Source organism: Burkholderia sp. MSMB1072, from assembly GCF_001524725.1.
Classification (GTDB): Bacteria; Pseudomonadota; Gammaproteobacteria; order Burkholderiales; family Burkholderiaceae; genus Burkholderia.
Map to the genome: position 1 here is coordinate 383428 of NZ_LOYC01000009.1, position 23624 is coordinate 407051.

Genomic DNA, 23624 nt, shown 5'->3' on the forward strand with positions numbered 1-23624 from the left:
GAGCAACACGCAGATCGAATCGCGGGCCGCCCGCGCACGGTTTCCTTTTACTCGCTCGCCGATGCGTCGGGCTTCTTCTGCAGCTTCGGCGGCAAACGCCAGTTGCCGCTGCGCTGCAACCCGTCGACGAACTTCGCGCGCTCGTCGGGCGTCAGCGTCGCCGCGAATTCGACGACGCTGCGCTCGACCTGCGCCCGCAGCGCGGTGTCGGCCGCGCGCGTACGGTCGAGCGCGGCGTCGATCGCCGCGCGATCGAGTTGCGGCGCGGCAAGCAGGTCCAGCACGGTGATCCGGCCGTCGCGCCCTTCTCGTGCGAAATCGCGGCCGCTCTTGCGCGCCGCCTTCAGCACGGCGGCGAACTCGCGCTGGCGCGCATCGGGCAATTCATCCGCCGCGAAACGCAACGCGGTACGCGATGCGGGCGTGCCGGGCACATGCTGGTCGCGGTAGGTCGAGAACCATTGATATGCGCCGCCGCCGATCGCGCCGAGCATGAACACGTTCAGCACGACCGAGCCGACGAGGGTGAATTTCCAGCCGCGCTCGGTCATTCGTCGCCCCCGTCCACGCTCGGACCGCCGAACGTCGTCGTCAGATAGCCCGGCTCGTGCTGTACCGACGGCGCGCTGCCGAGCATCAGCATCGACACGGCCACCGCCCCCGCGAGCGCGCCGGCCAGGCCGACGCCGGCGAACGCCGCGCCCGACCACCATACGGCGCCGCGCCGGCGTGCGCGCTGTGGCGCGGGCGCCGTTGCGACGATGCGCTCGACGAGCGCCGGCGCGGGCGGCGCGACCGTGTCGCATGCGAGCCATGCGTCGAGGTCGGCCGCCTCGTCGAGCGCCAGCAGCGCTTCGCGCGGGTTCGCATGCGCCCATGCCTCGGCGGCAGCGCGCTCGCCGGCCGGCCAGCGCCGCGCGTCCGAGCCGTACGCGGCGACGATGGTACGAAATCGTTCGGGTGTCATCGCTTGTCCTCGCTAGGTGGGTCGCCGGCCAGTTGCGCGCGCAGGTTGCGCCGCGCACGGGCAAGCAGGCTTTCCAGCGCATCGACGGTGATGCCCATCAGGTTGGCCGCTTCCACATTCGACATTTCCTGATAGTACTGGAGCACCAGCGCTTCCCGCTGCCTCGGCGGCAACGCGGCCAGCGCCCGCCGCACGCGCGCGTCGCGCGAACGCAGTTCCGCATGCGCGGCCGGCTCCGGTTGCGTGTCGGGCACGTCGGGCAGCGTGTCGACGGGCTCCTCGCGGCGGCCTCGCAACCGGTCGTAGCACAGGTTCAGCACGACGCGATGCAGCCACGTGTCGAAGCGGGCTTCGCCTTCCCGCCAGCGCGGCGCCTGCTTCCAGATTCGCAGGAACGTCTCCTGCGCGACATCCTCGGCTTCGTTCCGGTCGCCAAGCATGCGCGTCGCCAGGGCGAGCAGCCGCGGCAGCTTGCGCGCGACGAGCACGCGTACCGCCGACGCATCGCGCGCGCCGACGCGCGCAACGAGTTCCGCGTCCGGATCGCGGTCGCCGCGATCGTTCAACGTCGCCTGCTCCGTCGCGCGGCGCGCGGGCGCCGCACTGTCACGGCAGGGATCCCCGCCGCCCGGCTGAAGCTCATCGTCGTGCTCTCCTTGCATGCGTCGGGCCATCGCCGGACGGCGCCATGCCGCCCCTTCGTCGACGCCGCGCGCATCGCGCCCGGCATCGCACACGGCGTCGGCCGTGCCGATTTCATCGACATCCGGTTCGCGCCGCATGTCGATCCTGTCGGCCGGCCGCGCGACCGTCGGCCGGCGCGCTCAATATACGACGACCGGCGCGGGCCGGTAATACACCGGACGGGCCGGCACCACGACGCAGCCGGCCAGCACGATGGCTGCGACCGCCAGTATCACGATGGTTCGAAAAGGCATCGCCACGACTCATGATGTTGCGTGAAAAATCCGCTGCGCCGGCACCGCGTGCCGCGCGCCGGCGTGCACGTCAGGCCCACTGGCCCGGCACCCAGCGCCAGGCCGGGCCGCGCGCGGCCCAGTGTCCGGGCACCCAGCGGTAACCGACGCGCGCGACCTGCCAGTGGCCCGGAATCCATACGTAGCGGCCCTGCCGCCAATGCCAGTGCCCCTGATCCCAGACGTAACCCGCACGGGGGGCCGGCATCACTTCGACGCGCGGCGGCGGCGGCGCGTAAGGCGCGACGATGACGGCCTGCGCGAATGCGGCCGACGTCGCGAGCGCAGCCAGGCAACCGGCGGCCAATCGCAATGGAACAGAAAGTTTCATGAAAGACTCCGAAATAACGGGCATCGACCGGAAGCGGTCGTTCATGCGTTAAACGGAGCAAGCGGGAGAAATCCGTCGCGGTATCGGCAAATTAATTTCGGGGAATCGAACGTGCGCGGAAGCGGATCGCAGGCCGCGACGCGCGCCCCTGCACATCGGCCGCCGCAGGCGCAGGGTTGCGGCACTGTCACAACGCGGCAAAACTGCCCTTCGACAATGCATGCGACCGGGATCCCGCTCGTTTCCGGCCCACGCCCCGGCCGTGTTCGCGCATGGCCGCGCGGTTCCACGTCTCGCGTCCCTTCAACGAAAACACCGACCATGTCGAACCAGGACACTCTCCCTGACCAGCCGAACGAGCCGGCCGCCTCCGTGTCGCGTCGCGGCTTCCTGAAACTTGCCGGCGTCTCCGGCCTCGCCACCGCCGCCGGCGGGCTCGCGGCAGCCCGTGCCGCCGCGTCGAATCCGGACGGCACACCCGAGCAGGTTCACCTGACGTGGGGCAACGACCCGACGTCCGAAGTCGTCATCTCGTGGGCGTCGCTCGCCGCGGCCGTCAATCCGCGCGCGCGCATCGTCGCCGACGGCGAGCCGGCGCGCACCGTGCACGGCGTCCAGCGCCTGTACACCGACGGCCTGAACGGCGAGACCGTGTTCGCGTACCACGCGCGCGTGCACGGGCTGAAGCCGGATACGCGCTACCGCTACGAGATCACCGCCGACAACGACAGCAATGCCGCGCAGCCGTTTTCCGCGAATTTCTCGACCGCGCCGCGCGGCCGGGCGCCGTTTCGTTTCACGAGCTACGGCGATCTCGCGACGCCGAACGGCGCGTGGGTGCTGTCGTCGCCGCAGAGCCGCTTCGCGGTGCAGGCCGTCGAGCAGTTCCAGCCGCTGTTCCACCTGCTGAACGGCGACCTCTGCTACGCGAACCTGAACCCGGCGCACCAGCCGGACGTGTGGCGCGATTTCGGCAACAACAACCAGACGTCAGCCGCGAATCGTCCGTGGATGCCATGCCCCGGCAATCACGAGATCGAATTCAACAACGGTCCGCAGGGGCTCGACTCGTACCTTGCACGCTATACGCTGCCGGAGAACGGCACGCATTTCCCGGGCCGCTGGTACAGCTTCCGCGTGAGCTCCGTGCTGTTCGTGTCGCTCGACGCCGACGACGTCGTGTACCAGGATGCCGCCGCGTTCGTCGGCGGCCCTGCGCCGCTCGTGCCGGCCGCGAGCACCGGCCGCCCGCCGATCGAGCCCGGCACGTCGTTCTACGTGCGCGGCTACAGCAACGGCGAGCAGACGCGCTGGCTCGAGCGCACGCTGCGTCATGCCGCGCATGACGACGACATCGACTGGATCGTCGTGCAGATGCATCAGGACGCGCTCAGTTCGTCGAAGACGGGCAACGGGTCCGACAAGGGCATTCGCGAAGCGTGGTTGCCGCTGTTCGACCGTTACGGCGTCGATCTCGTGCTGTGCGGCCACGATCACGACTACGAGCGCAGCTACCCGGTGCGCGGCTGCAATCACCGCGCGGGCGTCGATGCGAAAACCGGCGAAGTGGTCGAGACGCTGCAGCCGCGGCCGGTCGGCTCGAACGATCCGAACCGTACGACGTTCGACACGAGCCACGGCACGATCCACCTGATCCTCGGCGGCGGCGGCACCAGCGCGCCGCTCGACGTGTACGGCGAAAACCCGTCGACCGGCTTCGCGCAGGCGAAGGTGTTCACGAAGCCGAACCGGCCGGTGCCGGGCACCGCGCCGAACACGTTCGTACGCCAGCCGGCCGATGCGCTCGAGGACGCGATCTGGTCCGCGCGCCGCGATACGGGCACCGGCTACGGAATCGCGGTGTTCGACCACGATCCGGGCAAACCGGGCGGCCACACGACGATCACGATGCGCTACTACCATGCGCCGGGCGCCGATCAGCACCCGACCGCGCAGTACGAACTGTTCGAGACGATCGAGCTGAGCAAGAAGCGGCGCGAGCGGTGATCGACGCATCGGGTGCTCGCCGCGGCGGGCGCCCGATGCGTTACCGTCGGCGGACGGCAGGTGCGGCGCAAGTTGCACTGCCGCCGCGCACACCGGTCCATGCGGATGCGTTTCGAATACCGCATTCGCACGCGTCCGCCTCCTCCTTCGGCCGGCGTATTCCATGCCATCGCAACGATGCTGCGGCAAGCACATCGCGACATCGGCGTAGGTCCATACGAACGACGGCTCGAAATTCGCGATGCGACCGGCGGCCGACCGCCGATCGATCTGTCGACCGAGGAACCCGGCTTCCTCCTTGTCACCACGCTCGGTCCGACGGGAATGCGATGCTCGACGCGATCGGACCCGCGCGATCGGGAATCGGCGCCGCGTGGCGTATCGACTACGTGCGATCGGCTCGCGCGACCCAATCGATCGTACGCGCCGATCCACCTGCGTCGCTGCAACCGCCGCCCCACCGTAAAATGCGCGTTTCCCGCGAAATCTTCCCGTTGTCTCGCCGTTCGTGATGGCGGCACGCGCAGGCGGACTCACATCATCCGAAATCGAATGGGCATGTTGAAACAGGCAGCACGCATGAAACGCAAGAACAAGGCAACGCTCATCGGGCTCGGCGCGGTGCTGTTATGGGCCTCGGTGGTCGCGCTCGTTCGCGGGGTCAGCGAAAGCCTCGGCGCAACCGGCGGCGCGGCGATGATCTATACGGTGGCATCCGTGCTTCTGGTGTTCTCGATCGGCTTCCCCGACCTGAGCCGATTTCCGAAAAACTATCTGCTGTGGGGCGGGCTGCTGTTCGTGTCGTACGAGCTGTGCCTGGCGTTGTCGATCGGCTACGCGAGCAACGGTCGGCAAGCGATCGAAGTCGCGATGGTCAACTATCTGTGGCCGAGCCTCACGCTCGTCGCCGCCATCGTGTTCAACAAGCAGCGTGCGAACCTGCTGGTCGTGCCCGGCGTCCTGCTGTCGATGCTCGGCATCTGCCGGGTGCTCGGCGGCGGCCAGGGGCTCGATCCGGCGGACATGCTGCGCAACGTCGCGGACAATCCGCTCAGCTACGGCCTGGCGTTCTTCGGCGCGCTGATCTGGGCCGGCTATTGCACGGTGACCGCGCGCATCGCCGACGGCAAGAACGGCGTCACGCCGTTCTTCATGCTGGTCGCCGCGGTGCTGTGGATCAAATTCGCGATCGAAGGCGGCGGCGGCATGACGTTCAGTTTTCACGCGGTCGTGTACATCGTGCTCGCGGCGTCGGCGCTCGGGTTCGGCTATGCGGCCTGGAACACGGGCATCATGCACGGCAACGTGACGATCATCGTCGGCGCATCGTACTTCACGCCGGTGCTCGCCGCCGCCTTCGCCGCCGCGCTGCTGGATGCGCCGCTGTCGGCCGAATTCTGGCAAGGCGCGGCGATGGTGTGCGGCGGCTCGATCCTGTGCTGGCTCGCGACGCGCAGGCGGCGCGACGAGGCCGAGCCCGTGCGGATCGCCAAGGAGGCCGAAGGCAATTGCCACGGGTGACGATGGCCGGTACCTTCAACGGAAGGCCGGATCGCGGCCGGCCATGCGCCGACGCGTCGACCGCCGCGCCCTAACGCTGCGATTCCAGCGCAATCCGCACGGCCAGCCCCGCCAGCACCGTCCCCATCAACCAGCGCTGAACCGCGGCCCAGAGCGGCCGCCCTGCAAGAAAACCCGCGATCGACCCGGCCGCGCAGGCAATCAGCGCATTGACGCTGACGCTCACCGCGATCTGCACGCAGCCGAGCGCCAGCGATTGCGCGAGCACGCTGCCGTGCCCCGGCACGACGAATTGCGGCAGCAAAGACAGATACATCACCGCAATCTTCGGGTTCGCGAGATTCGTGACGAAGCCCATCGCGAACAGCCTGACGCGGCTGTCGTGCGACAACTGCCGGACCTGGAATGCGGAGCGCCCACCCGGTTTCAGCGCCTGCCACGCCAGGTACGCCAGATACAGCGCGCCGGCCACGCGCAGCGCATCGTACGCATACGGCACGGTCATCACCAGCGCGGTGATGCCCACTGCCGCGCACACCATGTAGAACACGAATCCCAGCGCGACGCCGCCGAGCGACACCAGCCCGGCGCGGCGGCCCTGGCAGATCGAGCGCGACACCAGATAGATCATGTTCGGTCCCGGCGTCAGCACCATACCGAGCGACACGAGTCCGAACGCAACGAGGGTGGGCAAGGCCGGCACGGCATGCTCCTTCATGGCAACGACAACGAGGTTCGAACAATGTATTGCATCTCGGCCATCGGTGGCATGAATAAACTGCAAGCCCCTCATGAGCGCCGTTCATCGTGCGCGCCAGTTGCTATCGGCCCTTTTTCGCGCGCGTCCGAATCGCCTTTTCCGCCTTCGCACGTTGTGCGTCGACGAGCCGCACGAACGCGTCGGTAACCGCGTTGCCGGCGGTATTCCACGCCAATCGCACGGAGCGATGCAGCCGCGGGGACAGTGCCAGCACGCGGCCGCCGAACGGCGTGTACGTGAGCGTGATGCGCGGCACGATCGATACGCCCATGCCGGCCTCCGCCATCGACAGGATCGTGCGCATCTCGACCACGTTGAACGCGGCCCGAAGCGGTACGCCGCCGCGCGCGAAGTAATCCGCGATCACCGGCCCGCATCCCGCCTTCGAGAAAATGAACGGCGCCCCGGCCAACTGTCTGGCCGACACGCTCTTGCGGCCAACGAACCTGTCGTCGGCCGCCACCGCGACGAAATCCTCGTCGAGCAACGGCAGGTTGTGCGCGAACGTCTTCGCGCCGGCGACCACGCCGACGTCGGCCGTCCCGTCGTCGATCCACCCTTCGACTTCGCTGTCCGTCCCTTCGAGCAGCACCGCCGATACGCCGGGGTGCATCTCCTTCAACGCCTCGAGCGCGGGAACGACGAACGCCAGCGACACGCTCGGCAGCGACGCGACCACCAGCTTCCCTTCGAGTTTGCCGCGCGACAGGCTGAACTGCTGGCGCAGCATCTGTGCTTCCCGCACCACGCTCTGGACATACGGCCACAGGCGTTCGCCGGCCGCCGTCAGGACGACCGGCTGCCGGTCGCGCCAGAGCAGCTTGACCTGCGTGATGTCCTCCAGCTCCGTCAGCGCGTGGCTGATCGCGGATTGACTGCGGCTGAGCCGGTCTGCCGCGGCCGTCAGCGAGCCGAGTTCGACCACGGCGGCCAGTGCCTGCAACTGGGCGAGCGTCATCGGGTTTCCTTGTTCGGGGGTTGTATGTCGTACATGAAGCGACCGATCGACTTGAATTATATTGAACCGATGCGACGGTCACGCAGCCGACAGGCGCACCTCGCCACGCGCGCGCCGAATGCCTCGCGCGACGCTCGGGTACGGCGCACGATCGAACTGCCGGCACGCTGCATGCAACCGATCGCACATGCGTTCTGAAAGCTGCAACGCGCAGTATTCGCAGACCGGGCGTATCGCCGCCACGGACGGCCCGATACGGGACCGGTTTTGCTGCACGTATGCCGATGTCGACGTCGGCGTTGCCATGTTTTCAAAGGCACGAAATGGAAACCTATGTGTTGCTGGGCTGCGGACTGGGCCTTGGCCTGCTGATCGCGATCTGGGGTATCTGGTCGCTCCGATGACGCGCGCCGGCCCCGTCCACGCGCAAGGATTCCGTATGGAGAAGGATGGAAAACCGAAGTTGTAGGCGAACCGTTCCGGCTCACTTGATTCGTAGTCCGGTTCAGTCTGCCCAGCGCCTGCATTCGGAGCCGCCGGCGCCTCTGCCGCCTGACGCATGGTACGTCCGGCGCCAAGCCCTGCTTCAATTCCGAAGACGCGTTAGACTAGATGGATGGAACAATGCCGTTATTGTCAGAGAATCCGCGATGAATGGGATTGCCATGGCGACGAATGCCGCCGCGCGATCGCCAAGGCGCTGCGCCGGCAGCGCGCGGGCCTGCCGATGGTCCCCGATCGCATCCGCAACGAGCTGCCCTCCGGCGCGCCGACCCAGCAGGTGATCGCCGTCCTGTCGCGCCAGCGACTGCGCGCGCGCCGCGGCAACGAGGAACGCCGCGAGCGCAAGGAAATCGACGACGACGGGGTCTGAGCAGCCCTGACGCGATCCCGCCGCGAGACATTCGCCGGTCCTGCGCAGCCGGGTGCGCGCCTGTGCGCCCGTGCACGACATCCCGCCCTTCACTTTCCCAGTATTGCCTGCAATCTCCGCAATACAGCATGGGGACAGTACATGTCTGCCTCGAAATTATTACTCCGAGCGCAACGATCTTTCACTCAAACTCACGTTTACCCTAGGTAAGCCGGCGCCTACGATGTAATCAACCGCTGACGACATGGTGTCGAACGCGGAAAGCCAATAAACATCGGAGGTCATCATGAAATCGCTCGTTTCCGCAGTCGCCGCCGCCGTCGCGCTGTCCGCCTCGTTCGGCGCATTCGCACAAAGCACCGTGACCCGCGCCCAGGTGCGCAACGAACTGGTCCAGCTCGAGAACGCCGGCTACAAGCCCAGCCAGTCGAGCCCGTACTACCCGGCCGACATCCAGGCCGCGCAAGCCCGCGTGCATGGCATCGACAACAGCGGCTTCGGTTCGCAACCGGCCGCAGCCGTCGAGAGTGGCGCACCGGCCGGCCGCGCACGGAACCCGCGCGACTCGGTCTACTTCGGCCACTAAGCGTGCCGCTGCGCGCCACGCGCGTGCGGCCCGCACCGGAGACGAGCCCGTCCAGCGACGGGCTCGTTGCGTTCCGGCGCGCCGTCAGCGGTTGCCGCCCGACGCAACGCGGCCAGTCTCGTCAGGCACGCCGCCACGCATCAAATCCTGATAGCGCACGCACACGCACTGCGCGGACGCCTTCGCCGCGTACATCGCCGCGTCGGCCTTGACGAGCAACTCCTCGGCCGACGCGCCATCCGCCGGAAACTCGCTGACGCCGATGCTCGCGCCGACGGCCATGCGTCCTTCGTCGAACTCCAGTTCCTCGGCCATCACGATCTGGATGCGCGTCGCGACATCGCCGATCACCGCCGGCGAACGCACGTCCGAAATCAGCACGATGAATTCGTCGCCGCCGAGCCGCGCCACCATGTCGCCGCTGCGCAGCACCTGGCTCAACCGCTTGGCGACGGTGACGAGCGTGCGGTCGCCGGCCGAGTGCCCGTGCTGGTCGTTGATCTGCTTGAAGCGGTCGAGATCGACGAACATCACCGCCAGCCCCTCGCCCACCGCGGCCGCATGCCGGATCGCGGCATCGAGATGCTCCATGAACAGCAGGCGATTCGGCAGGCCGGTCAGCGGGTCGTGACCGGCGAGGTGTGTCAGTTCCAGTTGCTTTGCGCGCAACATCGCCATCTGCGTGCGAATCTCGACGCGCATGCTGTCGAAACAGCGCGCGAGCACGCCGATCTCGTCGGCCCGCGCAACGGGCAGCCGTTCGGCTGCCGGATCGTCGAACACGTGCGTCGCGGCACGCGCGAGCGTCTGCAGCGGCCGCGTGATCGCCCGCGCGAACAGGATCGCGAGAATCACCGCCAGCACGCTCGATACGAGCACCATCCTGACGATCCGTTCGCCCAGCATGCCGGCCGGCGCGAGCACGTCCGCGAGCGGGCGGGCCATCCCGAGCACGACGAAGCGGTTGCGCTCGTCGTGCCCGAACGGCGTGCGCACGAACGCGAACATCTGTCCCGGCGCCTCGTCGGGCTGGGCAAGCCCATTGAGCGTCACGTTCGTGCGCTCGCCGTCGAACAGTGCGCGCGTACCGGCGAAGCGGTCCTGCATCAGCACGCGCCGGCCGCGATCGAAGCCGAACGTCTGCTGCGGATCGGGATGCACGAGAAAATCGCCCCACTCGTTCGCGAGATAGATCCCATAGTCATCCGGCAGATCGCGTTCGAGCCGGGCGAACACCCGAGAGAGTTCAACATCGACGACGAGTGCCCCGACCGTCCGGCCCGATGCGTCGGTCACCGGCGTCCCCACGCGCAGGATCGGCAGGCCTTCGGCCGCATGCGATCCCGTCTCGTGATTGATCGCGATCGGCGACAGGTAGATATGGCCGGGCGCCGTCGCGAGCGTATCGAATACGTAGGAGAACTGCCCTTTCTCCTGAAACACGCTTTCTGGCAGTACGACGATGCCGTGCGCATCGCGATCGAGCCGAATGCGTTCGATCCCGAAATGCCCGCTCGCGATCAGGCGGATCTGCAGGTATTCCGCGTGATTGCTCATGAAGCTGTAATACACCTGCTCGAGCCGCATGCGTCGCGCGGCGTCCGGATGGTCGCCGCCCGCGACGAACGCGGAAGACGGCAACTGCGCGAGCACGAGCGCATCGTCGGCAACGTCGGCGAGCGCGGTCGTGAAGCGCTGCCCGAGCAGTTGCGTCGACATCAGCAGACTGTGCTGCGCCTCCTGCACGAGCATCGCGCGGTTGGCGCGATACGCGTAGTAGCCGGTCGTGCCGGACGCGATCACGCCGATGCACGCGAACAGCACCGACAGCTTCGACGTGAGCCCGAGCCGGATCATTTTCCGAACCGCTCCGGCCGATCGCCCGACACGATGCGGCTCCACAGCGACTCGCGGCGCGCGATGTCTTCCACGGGCTGAAGCCACACGAGATGCTGATGCCCGGTATCCAGGCCGCGCGGCGGCTCGAGCGTGTTTGCGAGCCCCTGACGCTCGGTCAGCAGCGCGCCGATCGCCGGTTCGAGCATGTAGTTGATCCATGCGAATGCAAGCTCGGGACGAAGCGCGCCGCGCGTGACGGCCCAGCAATCGAGCCACGCGAGCGCGCCTTCGTCCGGGATCACGTAGCCGACGTCCGCGCCGGCGCGACGCAACTGCTCGACCTGCTGCGTGCCGTAGTTGCCGAACATCAGCGCCGCGCGATGCTGGACGAACAGCGCGGTCGCTTCTTCAGGAAGCGTGTAATACGTCAGCAGGTTGCGGCGCAGGTCGATCAGCTTGCGGGCCACGACGAGCGTCTGGGCGGGCGACAGGCGGAACGGATCGGGATAGCCGAGCGCCAGCGCCGTGAACGAAAAATTGTGCTGCGCACTGTTGAAGTCGAGCACCTTGCCGCGATAGCGCGGATTCCACAGCTCGCGCATCGAGTGCGGCGCGGCCGGCACCTGCTTGCGGTCGTAGATCAGCCCCATCGACGAATACGTAAACGGGATCGCGTACGATGCGCCGTCCTGCACGAGCCCGCCAATCGTCGCGAGCTGCTGGAAATTCGGTAATTGCCGCCGCCGGTTCGGGATGCGCGACAGGTCGATCGGCGCGAGCAGGTGTTCGCGCGCATAGCGCTGGATCTCTGCCGTGTTCGCGGCGAGCACGTCGTAAGGCGGCGGCGAAGCGCCGTGCATCCGCGTCCACAGCGCTTCGTCGGAATCGACCAGCGTCACCTCGACGCGCACGTGAAACTGCGCCTCGAATGCGCTGACGATATCGCTGTCCGCGTAACCGGGCCAGGCCAGCACGCGCAGCACGTTGTCGTTGACGGTTTCGGGAGAGACGGCGAAGGCTGGCAGAGCGAGCGCAAGTAAGCCCAGCGTCGATACGATGCGCAGCGTGCGCACGGCGCCGCGGGCGCGTGTGCGTACGCCGATTCCCCTGATCAATCGCACCCCGCGTGAATCGCCCGGCTGCATTCGACTGTCCTTTTTCGAGTCGATGCGATATCCCGCAACGAGACCATAAAACGCAGGGTCACGCAATCGGAACAAGCCGCACATCGCGCATTTTCATCGGGCCTCACGGTGGAATGCGACCCAATTACATCGGCCCGCGTCGGGCCGCGATTACACGAATACGCGAATACGACCGTCAGCGCCAGGCCTGCGTGAATTCGGCGATCACGCGCGACAGGTGGGCGCGCATCGCGTCGCGCGCTCCGTCTGCATCGCGCGCCATGATCGCCGCGAAGATTCGCTGGTGATCCTCCTGCGACGCCTCGCGCAATGCGGTCGAGTGAAAGTGCTCCTCGATCTTGTCCCACAGCGGATCGCTGCGCGCGCAGTCCCACATCGCCGTGACCATGTGCAGCAGCACCGTATTGCCGGTGGATTCCGCGATTCGCAGGTGAAACTGGCGATCGGCCGCGTCGTAGGCGGCCTTGTCGCTCATCTGCTCGCGCATCGTCGTCAGCGAGAAAAACAGGCGATCGAGATCGGCATCCTTGCGTTCGGTCGCCGCGAGCGCCGCGACTTCCGCCTCGATCAGCCCGCGCGCGCGCAGCGTCTCGATCGGCCCCGGCCCGCGCGGCACGTCGAACGTCACCGGCCGCGCGGCATCGGCCGCCGACACGTAGATGCCCGAGCCGATCCGCACCTCGACGATCCCCTGCACCTCGAGCGCGATGATCGCCTCGCGCACCTGCGTGCGGCTCACGCCGAACTGGTCGGCCAGGCTGCGCTCCGACGGCAGCCGTGCGCCGGCCTCGAACGCGCCGGCGGCCACCATCGCGTGAATCTGTCGCGCAAGGCCGATATAGGAGCGGTCCGCGGCATCGGTGTCGCGGTTGGCGGACAGGGTGGAAAGATCGGTCATCGAAAGGCTCGCAACGGGCTGGCCGGCGCCGCTGCGGCACCGGATCGCCAAAATGGTACACCAATTTGGTTCGAAGCCGGTTCGCCCTGCCGGCCGGCCCTGCCAGCCGTTTCCCGGACTGTCGCGCCGACCGTCGCCCACGCGGATAACTGGTAAACCACTATCCCGCACAACTGGCATACCAATCATAATTCGCACACCGACGCCGGGCCGGCACACCGCCGCCCGGTCGTCCGCCGCATGAACCGCCAGCCAGGAGCCGCTCCAGTGAAGATGTCTTTCCGTTGGTACGGCGAGTCCGATCCGGTCTCGCTGCAATACATCCGCCAGATCCCCGGCGTCACGCATATCGTGTCCGCGATCTACGACGAACCGGTGGGCGAGGTCTGGCCCGTGCACAAGATCGACGCGCTGAAGGCGACGATCGAACGCGCGGGCCTGCAATTCGACGTCGTCGAATCGGTGCCCGTGCACGAGGACATCAAGCTCGGCAAGCCGACCCGCGACCGCCTGATCGACCACTACCGGCAGACCATTCGCCATCTCGGCGCGGCCGACATCCGCGTCGTCTGCTACAACTTCATGCCCGTGTTCGACTGGACGCGCACCGAGCTGTCGAAGACGCTCGACGACGGATCGACCTGCCTTGCGTTCAGCACCGACGCGGTCGACCGGATCGATCCGAACGACGGCATCGCGCTGCCCGGCTGGGATTCGAGCTACCGGCCCGAACAGTTGCAGGCGCTGCTCGCCGACTACCGCGACGTCGACGAGAACGCGCTGTGGGCCAACCTCGAATACTTCCTGAAGGCAATCATCCCGGTGGCCGAGGAAGCCGGCGTGAAGATGGCGATCCATCCCGACGATCCGCCGCGCCCGATCTTCGGGCTGCCGCGCATCGTGAAGAACCGCGACGATCTCGCGCGGATCGTGCGCATCGTCGACTCGCCCGCGAACGGGCTGACGCTGTGCTCGGGCTCGCTCGGCGCAGGCCCCGAGAACGATGTCGAAGCGCTCGTGCGCGAATTCGGCGCGATGGGCCGGATTCATTTCGCGCACATCCGCAACGTGAAGGTCGACGCGAACGGCGATTTCGAGGAAACCGCGCACCTGTCGAGCTGCGGCTCGCTCGACATCGCCGCGATCGTGAAGGCGTATCACGATACCGGCTTCACCGGCTACGTGCGCCCCGACCACGGCCGCATGATCTGGGGCGAGACCGGCAAGCCCGGCTATGGCCTCTACGACCGCGCGCTCGGCGCGGTCTACCTGAACGGCCTGTGGGAAGCGCTGGCGAAGTTCGACCGCGCGCCGCAAGCGTCGCGGTAATTTGCCCTTCGAGGCGGCCGGCGCCGCGGATCGCCGGTCGCCCGCCACGATATTCCGCGCGGAGACACCTGCATGCCACGCATCCGATGGGCCATGATCCTGATGTGCTTCCTGGCCAACGTCATCAACTTCATCGACCGCGCGAACCTCGCGATCGCGGCGCCCAGCATCCGTGCCGACCTCGGCCTCGACGCGGTCGGCATGGGGCTCGTGCTGAGCGCGTTCTTCTGGACCTATGCGTTCCTGCAATTGCCGGCCGGCTGGTTCATCGACAAGGTCGGCGTGCGCGTGAGCCTCGCGCTGGCCGTCGGCTGGTGGTCGGCGTTCACCGTCGCGACGGGCGCCGCGCGCGGCCTCGCGCAACTCGTCGGCGTGCGGTTGATGCTCGGCGTCGGCGAAGCGGCCGCGATCCCTTCGTTCGCGAAGGTCGCGTTCAACTGGTTTCCGCGCAGCGAGCGCGGCCTGGCCAGCAGCATCTTCGACAGCGGCTCGCGCGTCGGCTCCGCGCTGTCGCTGCCGCTCGTCGCGTGGCTAATCTCGATCGTCGGCTGGCGCGGGTCGTTCGTGATCACGGGCGGCATCGGCATCGTGTGGGCGCTGGCATGGTGGTTCGTCTATCGCGACCCGGAACGCTATCGCGCAATCGCGCCGGACGCCGTCGATGCGCTGCTCGCGCAACGCGGCGCACCGTCGGTTGCGGCCGCAACCGACGGCCCGAAGGTGTCGTGGCTCGACCTGTTCCGCTACCGCACCGTGTGGGGCATGATGATCGGCCTGTTCTGCCTGAACTTCGCGATCTACTTCTTCATCACGTGGTTCCCGAGTTACCTGTTGCAGTCGCGCGGCTTCTCGCTCGCGTCGCTCGGCACGTGGGGCATGCTGCCCGCGCTGCTCGCGATTCCCGGCGGCTGGCTCGGCGGCTACGTGTCGGACAGCCTGTTCCGCCGCGGCTGGAGCGCCACCGCCGCGCGCAAGACCTGCCTCGTGCTCGGCATGCTGCTGTCGTCGTCGATCGCGCTGTCCGCGTTCGTCGAAAACGTCTGGGCCTGCCTCGGCCTGTTCGCGCTCGCGTATGCCAGCCTGTCGTTCGCCGGCGCCAACGTGTGGACGCTCGTCGGCGAAGTCGCGCCGACGCCGGCGCACGTCGCATCGCTAGGCGGCATCCAGAACTTCGCGGGCAATCTCGCGGGGATCTTCATCACGACCTTCACCGGCGTGATGCTGTCGATCACGAAAGGCTCGTTCGTCGTGCCGCTCGCAGTGGCCGGTGCGCTGTGCGTGGTCGGCGCGCTGTCGTACCTGTTCGTCGTCGGCAAGGTCGAGCCGTTGCCGCCGCTGCGACGCGGCGGCAGCGAGAGGAATGTCGAGCCGAACGCGGCCTGACCCAGCGGGACGGCGCGGCCGACATACCCGCGCTTTCCCTTCGGGCCGCGCATCGGACAATGAGCCGCGCCCGCCGTTTCGGGCGCGCTCGACCTCGAACGCTGCGTGCGCGTGAACCTCGGCCATCCGTGGAGCCGCGACATCGAACGTGCGATCCGCGTGCTCGACGAACCGGTCGTGCAGCCGTCGGTCCGCAAGGCCGGCCGAATCGCGCGACGAGTATGCTGCGCTGGCTGCATCACGGCCATGCAGCCGATCGGCGCGCGGGTTACATTGCAACTCCCGCCGCCCTTTTCCCGATTGCCCATGAGCCCGCTGCCTTACCTCGATCACGACGCGCTGCTGACACTGGCGGCCGAAGCCGCGCACGTCACGCAGCCGTGCACGTGCACGAAAACCTCGCTCGCCGGCTGGACGACCCTGCCGCTGTCGCTGCCGGACACGCAATTGATCGAAGTGGCCACGCTCGCGCCGCCGGACGACGCGGAGCCGACCTACGCGGAACATCATCCGGCCGGCACGCGCTATGCGTCGGACGACGCGCCGATCGCGCCGCGCCATTTCCCGTACAACCGCTGCACCGTCAGCCGCTGCCGCGCGTGCGGCCGCCTGTTCCTGCGCTACCAGGAAGGCGGCGGCTACTTCATCGACCAGCGCATCCGCGCGCTCGATCCGGCGCTCGTCGTCGACGCATGACCGCGTAACGTACGGGGTTTTCGGGCTCGGTGCCCATGCTCGGCGACGACACCGACCTCGCGGCCGCACGGCGGCTGCTCGACCGCTTTCCGGGCTTCCTGCAGCACGATGCGAGAACGCTCATGCCGCCGCAGGACGCGACAGCGCAGGCCGGAAAATGAAACGGGCGGCTCGCTGGCCGCCCGTACGATGAACCGGAAGCAAACCGGCCGACGCCCGCCGTCACGCCAGCGCCGCCGGCGTTCAGTGCGCCGCTGCCGGCTTGCCGAACGCGCCGAGGATCTTCTTCTCGAGCGCAATGTAATCGCGGCCGAAGTGGTGATCGCCCTGCGTCTTGATCACGTCGGCGCCCGTGTTCGCGAGCGCCGGACACATCGTATCCGTCTCTTCCGCGCCATAGAAGCACTGCACGAGTTGCGGCGGCACCTTCGCGATTTCCGGCGCGACCTTCAGCGCCTTGTCGCTCGCGGGCATGCCGAGCCAGCCCGTCACGCGGATCTGGAAATCGGCCGACGGCGCGAAGCCGAGCAGCGACATCACCGCGACCTTGTCGCGCAGGTCCGCCGGCAGCCGGTTGTACACGAACGGCATCACGTCGGCGCCGAACGAGTAGCCGACCAGCGCCACGCGGCTCGCATGCCAGCGCGCCATGTAGGTGCGCATCACGCGGGCAAGATCGCGACTCACCTGTGCAGGCGGCTTCTCGCTCCAGAAATAACGCAGGCTGTCGATGCCGACCACCGACACGCCGTCGCGCTGCAGCGCCTCGGCGATCGTCTTGTCGAGATCGCGCCAGCCGCCGTCGCCCGAGATCACGATCGCGAGCCGGTCGCTGCCGCCCTTGGCCGGCAGTTCGACGAGCGGCAGATCCGACACGTCGAGCTCGTCGCTGCTGCTGGTGTCGCGCAAGTGCGACGTGACGAGCGACACGAGCTTGGCCGAGTCCCCCGCGGTAGCCGTTTCGACGAAACCCGGCATCGCGCGGCGTACGATCGTCGGATCGGGCGGACACGGCTTGAAGCGCGGATCGAGCTTCGCGGCCGGCCCGACCGCGACGACGCCGGCGATCGTATTCTCCGGCGCCATCGACAGAATCTGCTTGGCGATCGCGCCGCCCTGGCCCACGCCCGCGACGATCGGCGTGAAATAGCGCGACGATTGCGCGAGACGTTCGAGCTGATGGCTGACCGCCTCGGCGTCGCCGTCGAGGTGATGGCAGGCCTCCTGCTTCGCGGCGAGATTCGCCGCGTAACGCCCCGAATCGACGCCGACCGTCATCGCACCGGCTTGCGCGAGCGCGTCGGCCGCCTGCTGATCGGCGGCCTGCCAGCCTGCCCCACGCGAGAACAGCACGACGAAGCCGCGCAGCGGCCCGCTCGGCCTGGTCACGGTCACGGGCCCGTAGCGGCCGCCGGACACGGTCTCGGCTTTCGCGGCGGCCGGCTGCGCGGCGCACGCGGCGCCGGCCAGCATCATTCCCGCGCAGGCGGCTGCCGCCCGCGCGATTACCTTCTTCAACATCATGAACGCCGACCTCCAGCCAGCAATGACAGATCCGCAAGCGTGACGAACACGCCGACCGAGCCCGAGGCCGCGAGATAACGCGGCTCCCAGTGCGGTTCGAACTTGCTCTTGAAAGCGCGCAAGCCGCGGAAGTTGTAGAAGCGGCCGCCGAAGCGCCAGACCATCAGGCCGAGCCGGTGGAACGGCGACGGCATCTTCGCCGCCCCCATCCCCGAGAACGGCGCGATGCCCAGGCTCAGCTTGCGGAACCCCGCTTCCTTCAGATGCAGCGCGAGCTGCGTAAACAGATACTCCATCGCGTACGGCGACGCGTCCGGCAGATGGCGCATCACGCCGACCGTCGCCTCGGTGTGGAGATCGGTCGTCATGAACGTGACGAACGCGATCGGCTTGTCGGCCTGCCGCACCAGCATCACCGACTGCGTCGCGAGATAGCCGTCGTGGAACGCCGCCACCGAGAAACTCTTCTCGCGCGCATCGCGACTGTCGAGCCAGCCGTCGGAGATATCGCGCAACGCCGGCAGCGCGGCCGGCACGTCGCCCGGCGCGATCACCTCGACCGTCAGCGCATCCTTGTCGCCACGGCGCAGCGCGTAGCGCAGGTGCGATCGGTTCGATCCTTTCAGATCGAACCGATCGAGCGCGATGTGCGCTTCCTCGCCCAGCTTCATCAGCGTGAGCCCCGCGTCGAGATACAGCGGCAACGCGTTGGCGCGCACCTGGTAGAACGCCGCGCGGCCGCTGTGCGCGTGCGCGAGCGCGATGAACTTGCTGATCAGCGCCGGCCATTCTTCACGCGGCCCGACCGGGTCGTGCAGCGCGGCCCACGTGCGGCCGTTCTTCGCGTACATCAGGAACGCGCGGCGCGACTCGGAGAACAGGAACGACTTGTCGCCCATCAGCGCGAGGCCCGCATCGCTGCACTCCTGCGCGCGGATGATCTGCTCCGCGTCGACCAGGTCCTGCTCCGCGGGCTTCACGAAACGTCCGGGCGCCGGGCGCAGCAATTGCCACAGCGCGAACAGCGCGACGAACACGCCGGATGCGAGCGTCGCGCGCAGCGCCCGCGGCGCGCGCGCATCGAACGAGAAATGCGACCACAACTCGCGCGTGTAAGGCACGTCGCGGAACGCGAAGAACAGCACCCACACGGCCAGCATCAGCACCATCGCCACCGACACGAACCAGCTGACGGTGAAACGCTCGGCGAGCAGCGAAGAATGACGGTTGAACCGGCGACGGCTGACGAGCAGCAGCACGAGCAGCGTGCCGAGCACGCCGGCCTCGACGAACGCGAGGCCCTTGGCCAGCGACAGCGCGAGGCTCGCGAGCGTCAATGCGAAGGTCATCCACCAGGCGCCGTCGAGCCGGCGCAGCAGCCCGCGCGCGACGAACAGCAGCGCGACGCCGAGCACGCTGCAGATTACCTGCGAGCCTTCGAGCACCCACAGCGGCACGATGTGGCGCAGGATCGCGATCCGATGCCAGAACGCGGGCGTCGCGCTCGAGATCACCAGCATTCCGCCGACCGCGAACGTCACGAGGCTCAGGAACACCGGCGCCAGTTGCGACACGCGCACGGCCTGCCGCGTCACGAGCCGGCGCCGCAGCGCGCGGCCCTCGAAACCGGCGAGCAGGCCGGCCGACAGCACGAGCGGCACGCCGAAATAGATCGCGCGATACGCGATCAGCGCGGCGACCATCGCGTGCGCGGGCACTTCGCGACCGAGCGTGAAGACCATCGCCGCTTCGAACACGCCGATCCCGCCCGGCGTATGGCCGATCATCCCGAGCAGCAACGCGGCCGCGTAAACGGTGATGAAGGTCGGGAAGCCGACTGGTGCAGCCGGCAGCAACACCCACAGCGTCAGGCCCGCGGCAACGACGTCGAGCACCGCATAGACGACCTGCGCGACGAGATCGCGTCGCGCCGGCACGTCGAACGACAGCCATTTGAAGCGCGTGACGACCGGGCGCGCGGTGTTGCCGCACAGCACGACCAGCGCGGCGAGCACGACGAGCAGTGCAACACCCGTCCACGTGAGCACGCCGGGCGCGACGTGCAGCATCGCGGCGAGCGCCTCCGGCGCGCAGACCATGCCGACCGCCGTCATCAGCACCATCGCGAGCGCCAGCGTGCCGCTCGTGAATACCGTCATCCGGCCGATCTGGGCAGGCGTGACGCCCGACACGCCGTACACGCGCGCGCGCACCGCGCCGCCCGTCAGCGCACCGAAGCCGGTCGCGTTGCCGAGCGCGGAACCGGCAATCGCGCCGATCCACAGCGCGACGCGCGGCACCCTGGCCGCGACATAGCGCAAGCCGACCGCATCGCGGGCGACGAGCGCGAGATAGCTGAGGGCCGTCGCGGCCAGCGACGCGCCCCACTCGCGGACGGACATGTGACGCAACTGGCGGATCACCGACCGGTAGTCGACGGATTCCGACAGATGCTGGAAAACCACGATCAGCAGCAGGCCGATGCCGAGCGCGAGCAGCGGCGACAGCACGCGCTCGTTGCGGATCAGCGCCCGGGCACGGGCGATCACCGCCGCGGCGCGACCGGGCGAACCAGAGTGGCGGGAAGACATAACGTGTTCAGTGGTGGTGCATAGCGTGTCGCGGCGCGGGTTGGCCGGGCGGCGACGTATCTGTTGTTCTGCGTGGGCGGCCGGCCGAATACGGCCTCGTGGCGCCTGGATCAGAACTTACGAGTATACGGAATTAATATTACAGAATCTTTCACGTCGACTTTGTGCGGATTTGTGGTTTCTCGCACATCGTTTCTCGCACATCGAGACGCACCGGGAAACAGGGCGTCCTGCGAACGCAAGGTGCGCATCATACCGGGAACCGGGGCGATTTTTTCATCGGATGAATGACTTGCGATGCATTTGGGAGGAATCTGCCGCGCCGAGCCCGGCGGATGAGGATGAAAACGCGACGGCACGGCGCGTTTCGGGATGGGAACGGGTGGATTCGGTGCGCCCATCCGGCGCACCCCCGGCGCGGAAACATGCCGCCGCGCGTCATTTCGCCCGCTCATGCTCCCCGAGCCCGATCGCCTTGTAGTCGTACGTCGGGTAGAACTCCGTGCGGTACGCGCCCCAGGCCGTATCCTCGAGTACACGATTGACCTCGCGCAGCCGCGACGCCGGCAGCCGCAGCACGACGATCTGCCCGATCCCCATCGTCACCGTCCAGCTCACCACCTCGACGCCCGGCGGCGGAAACGCCTTGTAGAACCCCTGCTTCGCGAGTTGCGCATTCAGTTCGGCGAGCGGGCGCGACTGGTCGTGCTTCAGGAACACGGTCAGCAGCACCGCGTTGTCGGGTGTCGCGGCGGCCGAACCTGCCGGCACCGTCGACGTCTGGCCGATGGCCGGTGCGCTGGAAACCGCGGCGGCCGCCAACGCGGCGGCAATCACGAACGTTCGAATCGGAAAATACGGGAAGACGGTCATCACGCGACTCCATGGCTTCGTGGGAGGAGCCGCCATCATGCGCCGCCGGATCCATTGCTGCAGCGAGCGGCCGAGGCGATTACGCCGCGCCCGCCCCTTCGCGCTCGCGGAGCACGTCGATGAACGCGCGCAGCTTGGCCGGCACGTGCTTGCGATTCACGTAATACAGCCACATCGGCGGCAGCGTGCGGCACGCGCCCGGCAGCACCTCGACGAGCGACCCGTCGCGCAGGTCCTGTTCGATCCGCTCGCGCACGAACGCGAACGCAATGCCGACACCGGCGCGCGCCGCGTCGATCACCGCATCGTCGTCGTTCGTCACGAACACGCCGTCCGGATCGAGATCGACGTCGCGTTGCCCGTCGCGCAGCAGCCATTTATGCAAACGGCCGCTTTCCGAGAAACGGAAACGAACGCACGCATGACGCTCGAGCTGCGCAATCGATGCAGGCGCACCGTACCGCGCCAGATAAGCGGGCGACGCGACCAGCGCACACGTCAACGCAGGCGCAATCCGCACGCCGATCATGCCCGGCTGCAGCCGGTCGGCAAGGCGAATCCCCGCATCGAAGCCGTCCTTTGCGATGTCGACGAGCTCGTTCTCGTAGCGAATTTCGAGCCGGACTTTCGGGTAGCGCTCGCGGAACGTGGCGAGCACAGGCGCGATCACGAGCAAGCGCGCGAGCGGCAGCGCGGTCACGCGCAACAGCCCGTTCGGCTCGCTGCGCGCATCCTTCAGTTCGTCGCGTGCCTGCACGACCTGACGGTACGCAGGCTCGGTCTGCCGCAGATAGCGCTGGCCGGCTTCGGTGAGGCTGACGCCGCGCGTGCTGCGGTTGAACAGCTTCACGTTCAGCTCGCCCTCGAGCTGCCCGATCGCGAGGCTGACGGCAGCCGGCGTCAGGCCCAGCGCGGCGGCGGCGCGCGTGAAGTTGCCGGCCGTCGCGACGGTCATGAACACGTGCAGCCCGGCCATTGGATCGCGTCGGCTCATCGTCTGTCCATCATTAGAAAAACTTGAAACTACTTCGAGCGGAATACGAATTCTCCCATATACCGTCGCTGCCTACACTGGCGCTGTCGTCCCCATCGGAGCCGCGCATGAACCCGCTCACCGCCGCACTGCCCCTCGCCGCCGCCCGCCGCACGATCGACGCGGCGCTTGCCCATGCCGCGTCGCTGCAGGTGGCCGGCGTCGCGATCGCCGTCGTCGACGCCGGCGCCAACCTGCTCGCATTCGCGCGCACCGACGACTGCTTTCTCGGCGCGATCGACCTCGCGCAGCGCAAGGCGCTCACGGCGATCCGTTTTCGCGCGTCGACCGCGTCGCTCGGCGCGCTGTCCGGCGCGGACGGGCCGTTGCGCGGCATCGAGCACAGTCACGGCGGGCTCGTCACGTTCGGCGGCGGCGAGCCGCTCATCGACGGCGACTGGCACTGCGTCGGCGCAGTCGGCGTGTCGGGCGGCAGCGTGGAACAAGACGAAGCGATCGCGCGAGCCTGCAGCGATCATTTCCTGGCAACACTCAACCGCAAGGAGTAAGCACATGGCACGGAAACGCATCCTCATCACCGGCGCGGGGTCGGGCTTCGGCCTCGAAGTCGCGCTACGGCTCGCCGAGCGCGGCCACGACATGACGGCCGGCGTCCGCGCCGCCGCCGAGATCGACGTCGTGACGAGCGCCGCAGCGCGCCGCGGCGCCGCGCTGCGTGTCGTCAAGCTCGACGTCACGTCCGCATACGACCGCGCCCGCGCGGCCGATCTCGACGTCGACGTGCTCGTCAACAACGCGGGCGTCGGCGAAGCCGGCGCGCTCGTCGATCTGCCGATCGAGATCGTGCGCGAACTGTTCGACGTGAACGTGTTCGGGCCGCTCGAACTCACGCAACAGATCGCGCGCGGGATGCTCGCGCGCCGGCACGGCAAGATCGTGTTCGTGTCGTCGATTGCCGGGTTGATCACCGGGCCGTTCACGGGTGCGTACTGTGCGTCGAAACATGCGGTCGAATCGATCGCCGAGGCGATGCATGCCGAACTGGCGCCGCACGGCATCCGCGTCGCGGTCGTGAACCCGGGCCCGTACCGCACGGGTTTCAACGACCGGATGATGGAAACGACGCGGCGCTGGCACGATCCGGCCGTGCATACCGTGACGCCGGAAAAGCTGACCTTCCCGCTCGAACAGCACGACCCGGAGGAAATGATCGCGAAGATGGTCGACGTGATCGATAGCGACGGCGGCGCGTTCCGCAACCTGCTGCCGCGGTCGGCGGAGGAATTCGTCCGCACCGAGCAAGCGCATGCGTGGAATCGCCAGCAGTAATGCAAACCGGCGGCGGCAGGCGGTTCACGCAGAGGCGCCACG

The 23624-nt window shown here is 67.9% G+C and carries 23 protein-coding genes; 10 read left to right on the forward strand and 13 right to left on the reverse strand.

What is annotated here, in order from left to right:
* Positions 1–47: 47 nt before the first annotated feature.
* The 4 genes from WS89_RS03780 to WS89_RS03795 form a co-directional block, all read right to left on the reverse strand.
* The gene (locus WS89_RS03780) at positions 48–551 is read right to left on the reverse strand and encodes a periplasmic heavy metal sensor (RefSeq protein WP_059789541.1); all 504 of its coding nucleotides are present in this window, start codon (positions 549–551) and stop codon (positions 48–50) included.
* Positions 548–967 (reverse strand): hypothetical protein, encoded by a 420-nt coding sequence (locus WS89_RS03785; protein WP_059789542.1) that lies wholly within the window; start codon positions 965–967, stop codon positions 548–550. The genes WS89_RS03780 and WS89_RS03785 overlap by 4 nt, the downstream gene beginning before the upstream one ends.
* Positions 964–1749, reverse strand: a complete 786-nt coding sequence (locus WS89_RS03790) for an RNA polymerase sigma factor (protein ID WP_082741775.1) — start codon at positions 1747–1749, stop codon at positions 964–966. The genes WS89_RS03785 and WS89_RS03790 overlap by 4 nt, the downstream gene beginning before the upstream one ends.
* Positions 1750–1975: 226 nt before the next feature.
* Positions 1976–2275 (reverse strand): YXWGXW repeat-containing protein, encoded by a 300-nt coding sequence (locus WS89_RS03795; RefSeq protein ID WP_059789727.1) that lies wholly within the window; start codon positions 2273–2275, stop codon positions 1976–1978.
* 321 nt (positions 2276–2596) lie between these two features.
* On the opposite strand from WS89_RS03795, the gene WS89_RS03800 reads away from it, so the two are divergent.
* Entirely contained in the window at positions 2597–4282 is a 1686-nt protein-coding gene (locus WS89_RS03800) for a purple acid phosphatase family protein (protein ID WP_059789543.1), read from the forward strand.
* A gap of 579 nt (positions 4283–4861) precedes the next feature.
* Positions 4862–5803, forward strand: a complete 942-nt coding sequence (gene yddG, locus WS89_RS03805; protein ID WP_156440510.1) for an aromatic amino acid DMT transporter YddG — start codon at positions 4862–4864, stop codon at positions 5801–5803.
* Positions 5804–5873: 70 nt separating this feature from the next.
* On the opposite strand, the gene WS89_RS03810 is transcribed toward yddG, so the two are convergent.
* Together WS89_RS03810 and WS89_RS03815 are read right to left on the reverse strand one after the other, a co-directional pair.
* Positions 5874–6506, reverse strand: a complete 633-nt coding sequence (locus WS89_RS03810) for a LysE family translocator (protein ID WP_179949841.1) — start codon at positions 6504–6506, stop codon at positions 5874–5876.
* 118 nt (positions 6507–6624) lie between these two features.
* Positions 6625–7521, reverse strand: a complete 897-nt coding sequence (locus tag WS89_RS03815; RefSeq protein WP_059789545.1) for a LysR family transcriptional regulator — start codon at positions 7519–7521, stop codon at positions 6625–6627.
* Positions 7522–8137: 616 nt separating this feature from the next.
* Here WS89_RS03815 and WS89_RS03820 point away from each other — a divergent pair.
* Positions 8138–8395, forward strand: a complete 258-nt coding sequence (locus WS89_RS03820) for a hypothetical protein (protein WP_006478949.1) — start codon at positions 8138–8140, stop codon at positions 8393–8395.
* A 286-nt stretch (positions 8396–8681) separates the two neighbouring features.
* Positions 8682–8981 (forward strand): DUF4148 domain-containing protein, encoded by a 300-nt coding sequence (locus WS89_RS03825; RefSeq protein WP_059505405.1) that lies wholly within the window; start codon positions 8682–8684, stop codon positions 8979–8981.
* Positions 8982–9065: 84 nt separating this feature from the next.
* On the opposite strand, the gene WS89_RS03830 is transcribed toward WS89_RS03825, so the two are convergent.
* The 3 genes from WS89_RS03830 to WS89_RS03840 form a co-directional block, all read right to left on the reverse strand.
* Positions 9066–10838 carry a diguanylate cyclase domain-containing protein gene (locus WS89_RS03830; RefSeq protein ID WP_059789546.1) on the reverse strand — a complete coding sequence of 591 codons (1773 nt, stop codon included), beginning with the start codon at positions 10836–10838 and terminating at the stop codon, positions 9066–9068.
* Complete coding sequence (locus WS89_RS03835; protein ID WP_059789547.1) at positions 10835–11965, reverse strand: extracellular solute-binding protein; 1131 nt, start codon at positions 11963–11965, stop codon at positions 10835–10837. The genes WS89_RS03830 and WS89_RS03835 overlap by 4 nt, the downstream gene beginning before the upstream one ends.
* 175 nt (positions 11966–12140) lie before the next feature.
* Positions 12141–12863, reverse strand: a complete 723-nt coding sequence (locus WS89_RS03840; RefSeq protein ID WP_059789729.1) for a FadR/GntR family transcriptional regulator — start codon at positions 12861–12863, stop codon at positions 12141–12143.
* 267 nt (positions 12864–13130) lie between these two features.
* Between WS89_RS03840 and uxuA the strand changes: the two genes are divergently transcribed.
* The 4 genes from uxuA (at position 13131) to WS89_RS31740 (ending at position 16432) form a co-directional block, all read left to right on the forward strand.
* On the forward strand, positions 13131–14192 hold the full coding sequence (gene uxuA / locus WS89_RS03845) for a mannonate dehydratase (RefSeq protein WP_179949842.1): 1062 nt from the start codon (positions 13131–13133) through the stop codon (positions 14190–14192).
* Positions 14193–14264: 72 nt separating this feature from the next.
* Positions 14265–15575 carry an MFS transporter gene (locus WS89_RS03850; protein ID WP_059789548.1) on the forward strand — a complete coding sequence of 437 codons (1311 nt, stop codon included), beginning with the start codon at positions 14265–14267 and terminating at the stop codon, positions 15573–15575.
* 306 nt (positions 15576–15881) lie between these two features.
* On the forward strand, positions 15882–16271 hold the full coding sequence (locus WS89_RS03855) for a hypothetical protein (RefSeq protein WP_059789731.1): 390 nt from the start codon (positions 15882–15884) through the stop codon (positions 16269–16271).
* A 35-nt stretch (positions 16272–16306) separates the two neighbouring features.
* Entirely contained in the window at positions 16307–16432 is a 126-nt protein-coding gene (locus tag WS89_RS31740; protein ID WP_373557138.1) for a hypothetical protein, read from the forward strand.
* Positions 16433–16514: 82 nt separating this feature from the next.
* On the opposite strand, the gene WS89_RS03860 is transcribed toward WS89_RS31740, so the two are convergent.
* The 4 genes from WS89_RS03860 to WS89_RS03875 form a co-directional block, all read right to left on the reverse strand.
* Positions 16515–17795, reverse strand: a complete 1281-nt coding sequence (locus WS89_RS03860; protein WP_059789549.1) for a virulence factor family protein — start codon at positions 17793–17795, stop codon at positions 16515–16517.
* Positions 17792–20386: a bifunctional lysylphosphatidylglycerol flippase/synthetase MprF gene (gene mprF / locus WS89_RS03865; RefSeq protein WP_059789550.1), complete on the reverse strand. Its 2595-nt coding sequence runs from the start codon at positions 20384–20386 to the stop codon at positions 17792–17794. Before mprF ends, WS89_RS03860 begins: the two co-directional genes overlap by 4 nt.
* A 438-nt stretch (positions 20387–20824) precedes the next feature.
* A complete protein-coding gene (locus WS89_RS03870) occupies positions 20825–21259 on the reverse strand; it encodes a hypothetical protein (protein WP_059789551.1) in 435 nt (144 codons plus the stop codon).
* A 79-nt stretch (positions 21260–21338) separates the two neighbouring features.
* Positions 21339–22253, reverse strand: coding sequence for a LysR family transcriptional regulator (locus WS89_RS03875; RefSeq protein WP_059505416.1), 915 nt, complete (start codon positions 22251–22253; stop codon positions 21339–21341).
* A 107-nt stretch (positions 22254–22360) separates the two neighbouring features.
* On the opposite strand from WS89_RS03875, the gene WS89_RS03880 reads away from it, so the two are divergent.
* Together WS89_RS03880 and WS89_RS03885 are read left to right on the forward strand one after the other, a co-directional pair.
* Positions 22361–22801 (forward strand): GlcG/HbpS family heme-binding protein, encoded by a 441-nt coding sequence (locus tag WS89_RS03880; protein WP_059789552.1) that lies wholly within the window; start codon positions 22361–22363, stop codon positions 22799–22801.
* 4 nt (positions 22802–22805) lie between these two features.
* The gene (locus tag WS89_RS03885) at positions 22806–23582 is read left to right on the forward strand and encodes an SDR family oxidoreductase (RefSeq protein ID WP_059789553.1); all 777 of its coding nucleotides are present in this window, start codon (positions 22806–22808) and stop codon (positions 23580–23582) included.
* Positions 23583–23624 lie beyond the last annotated feature (42 nt).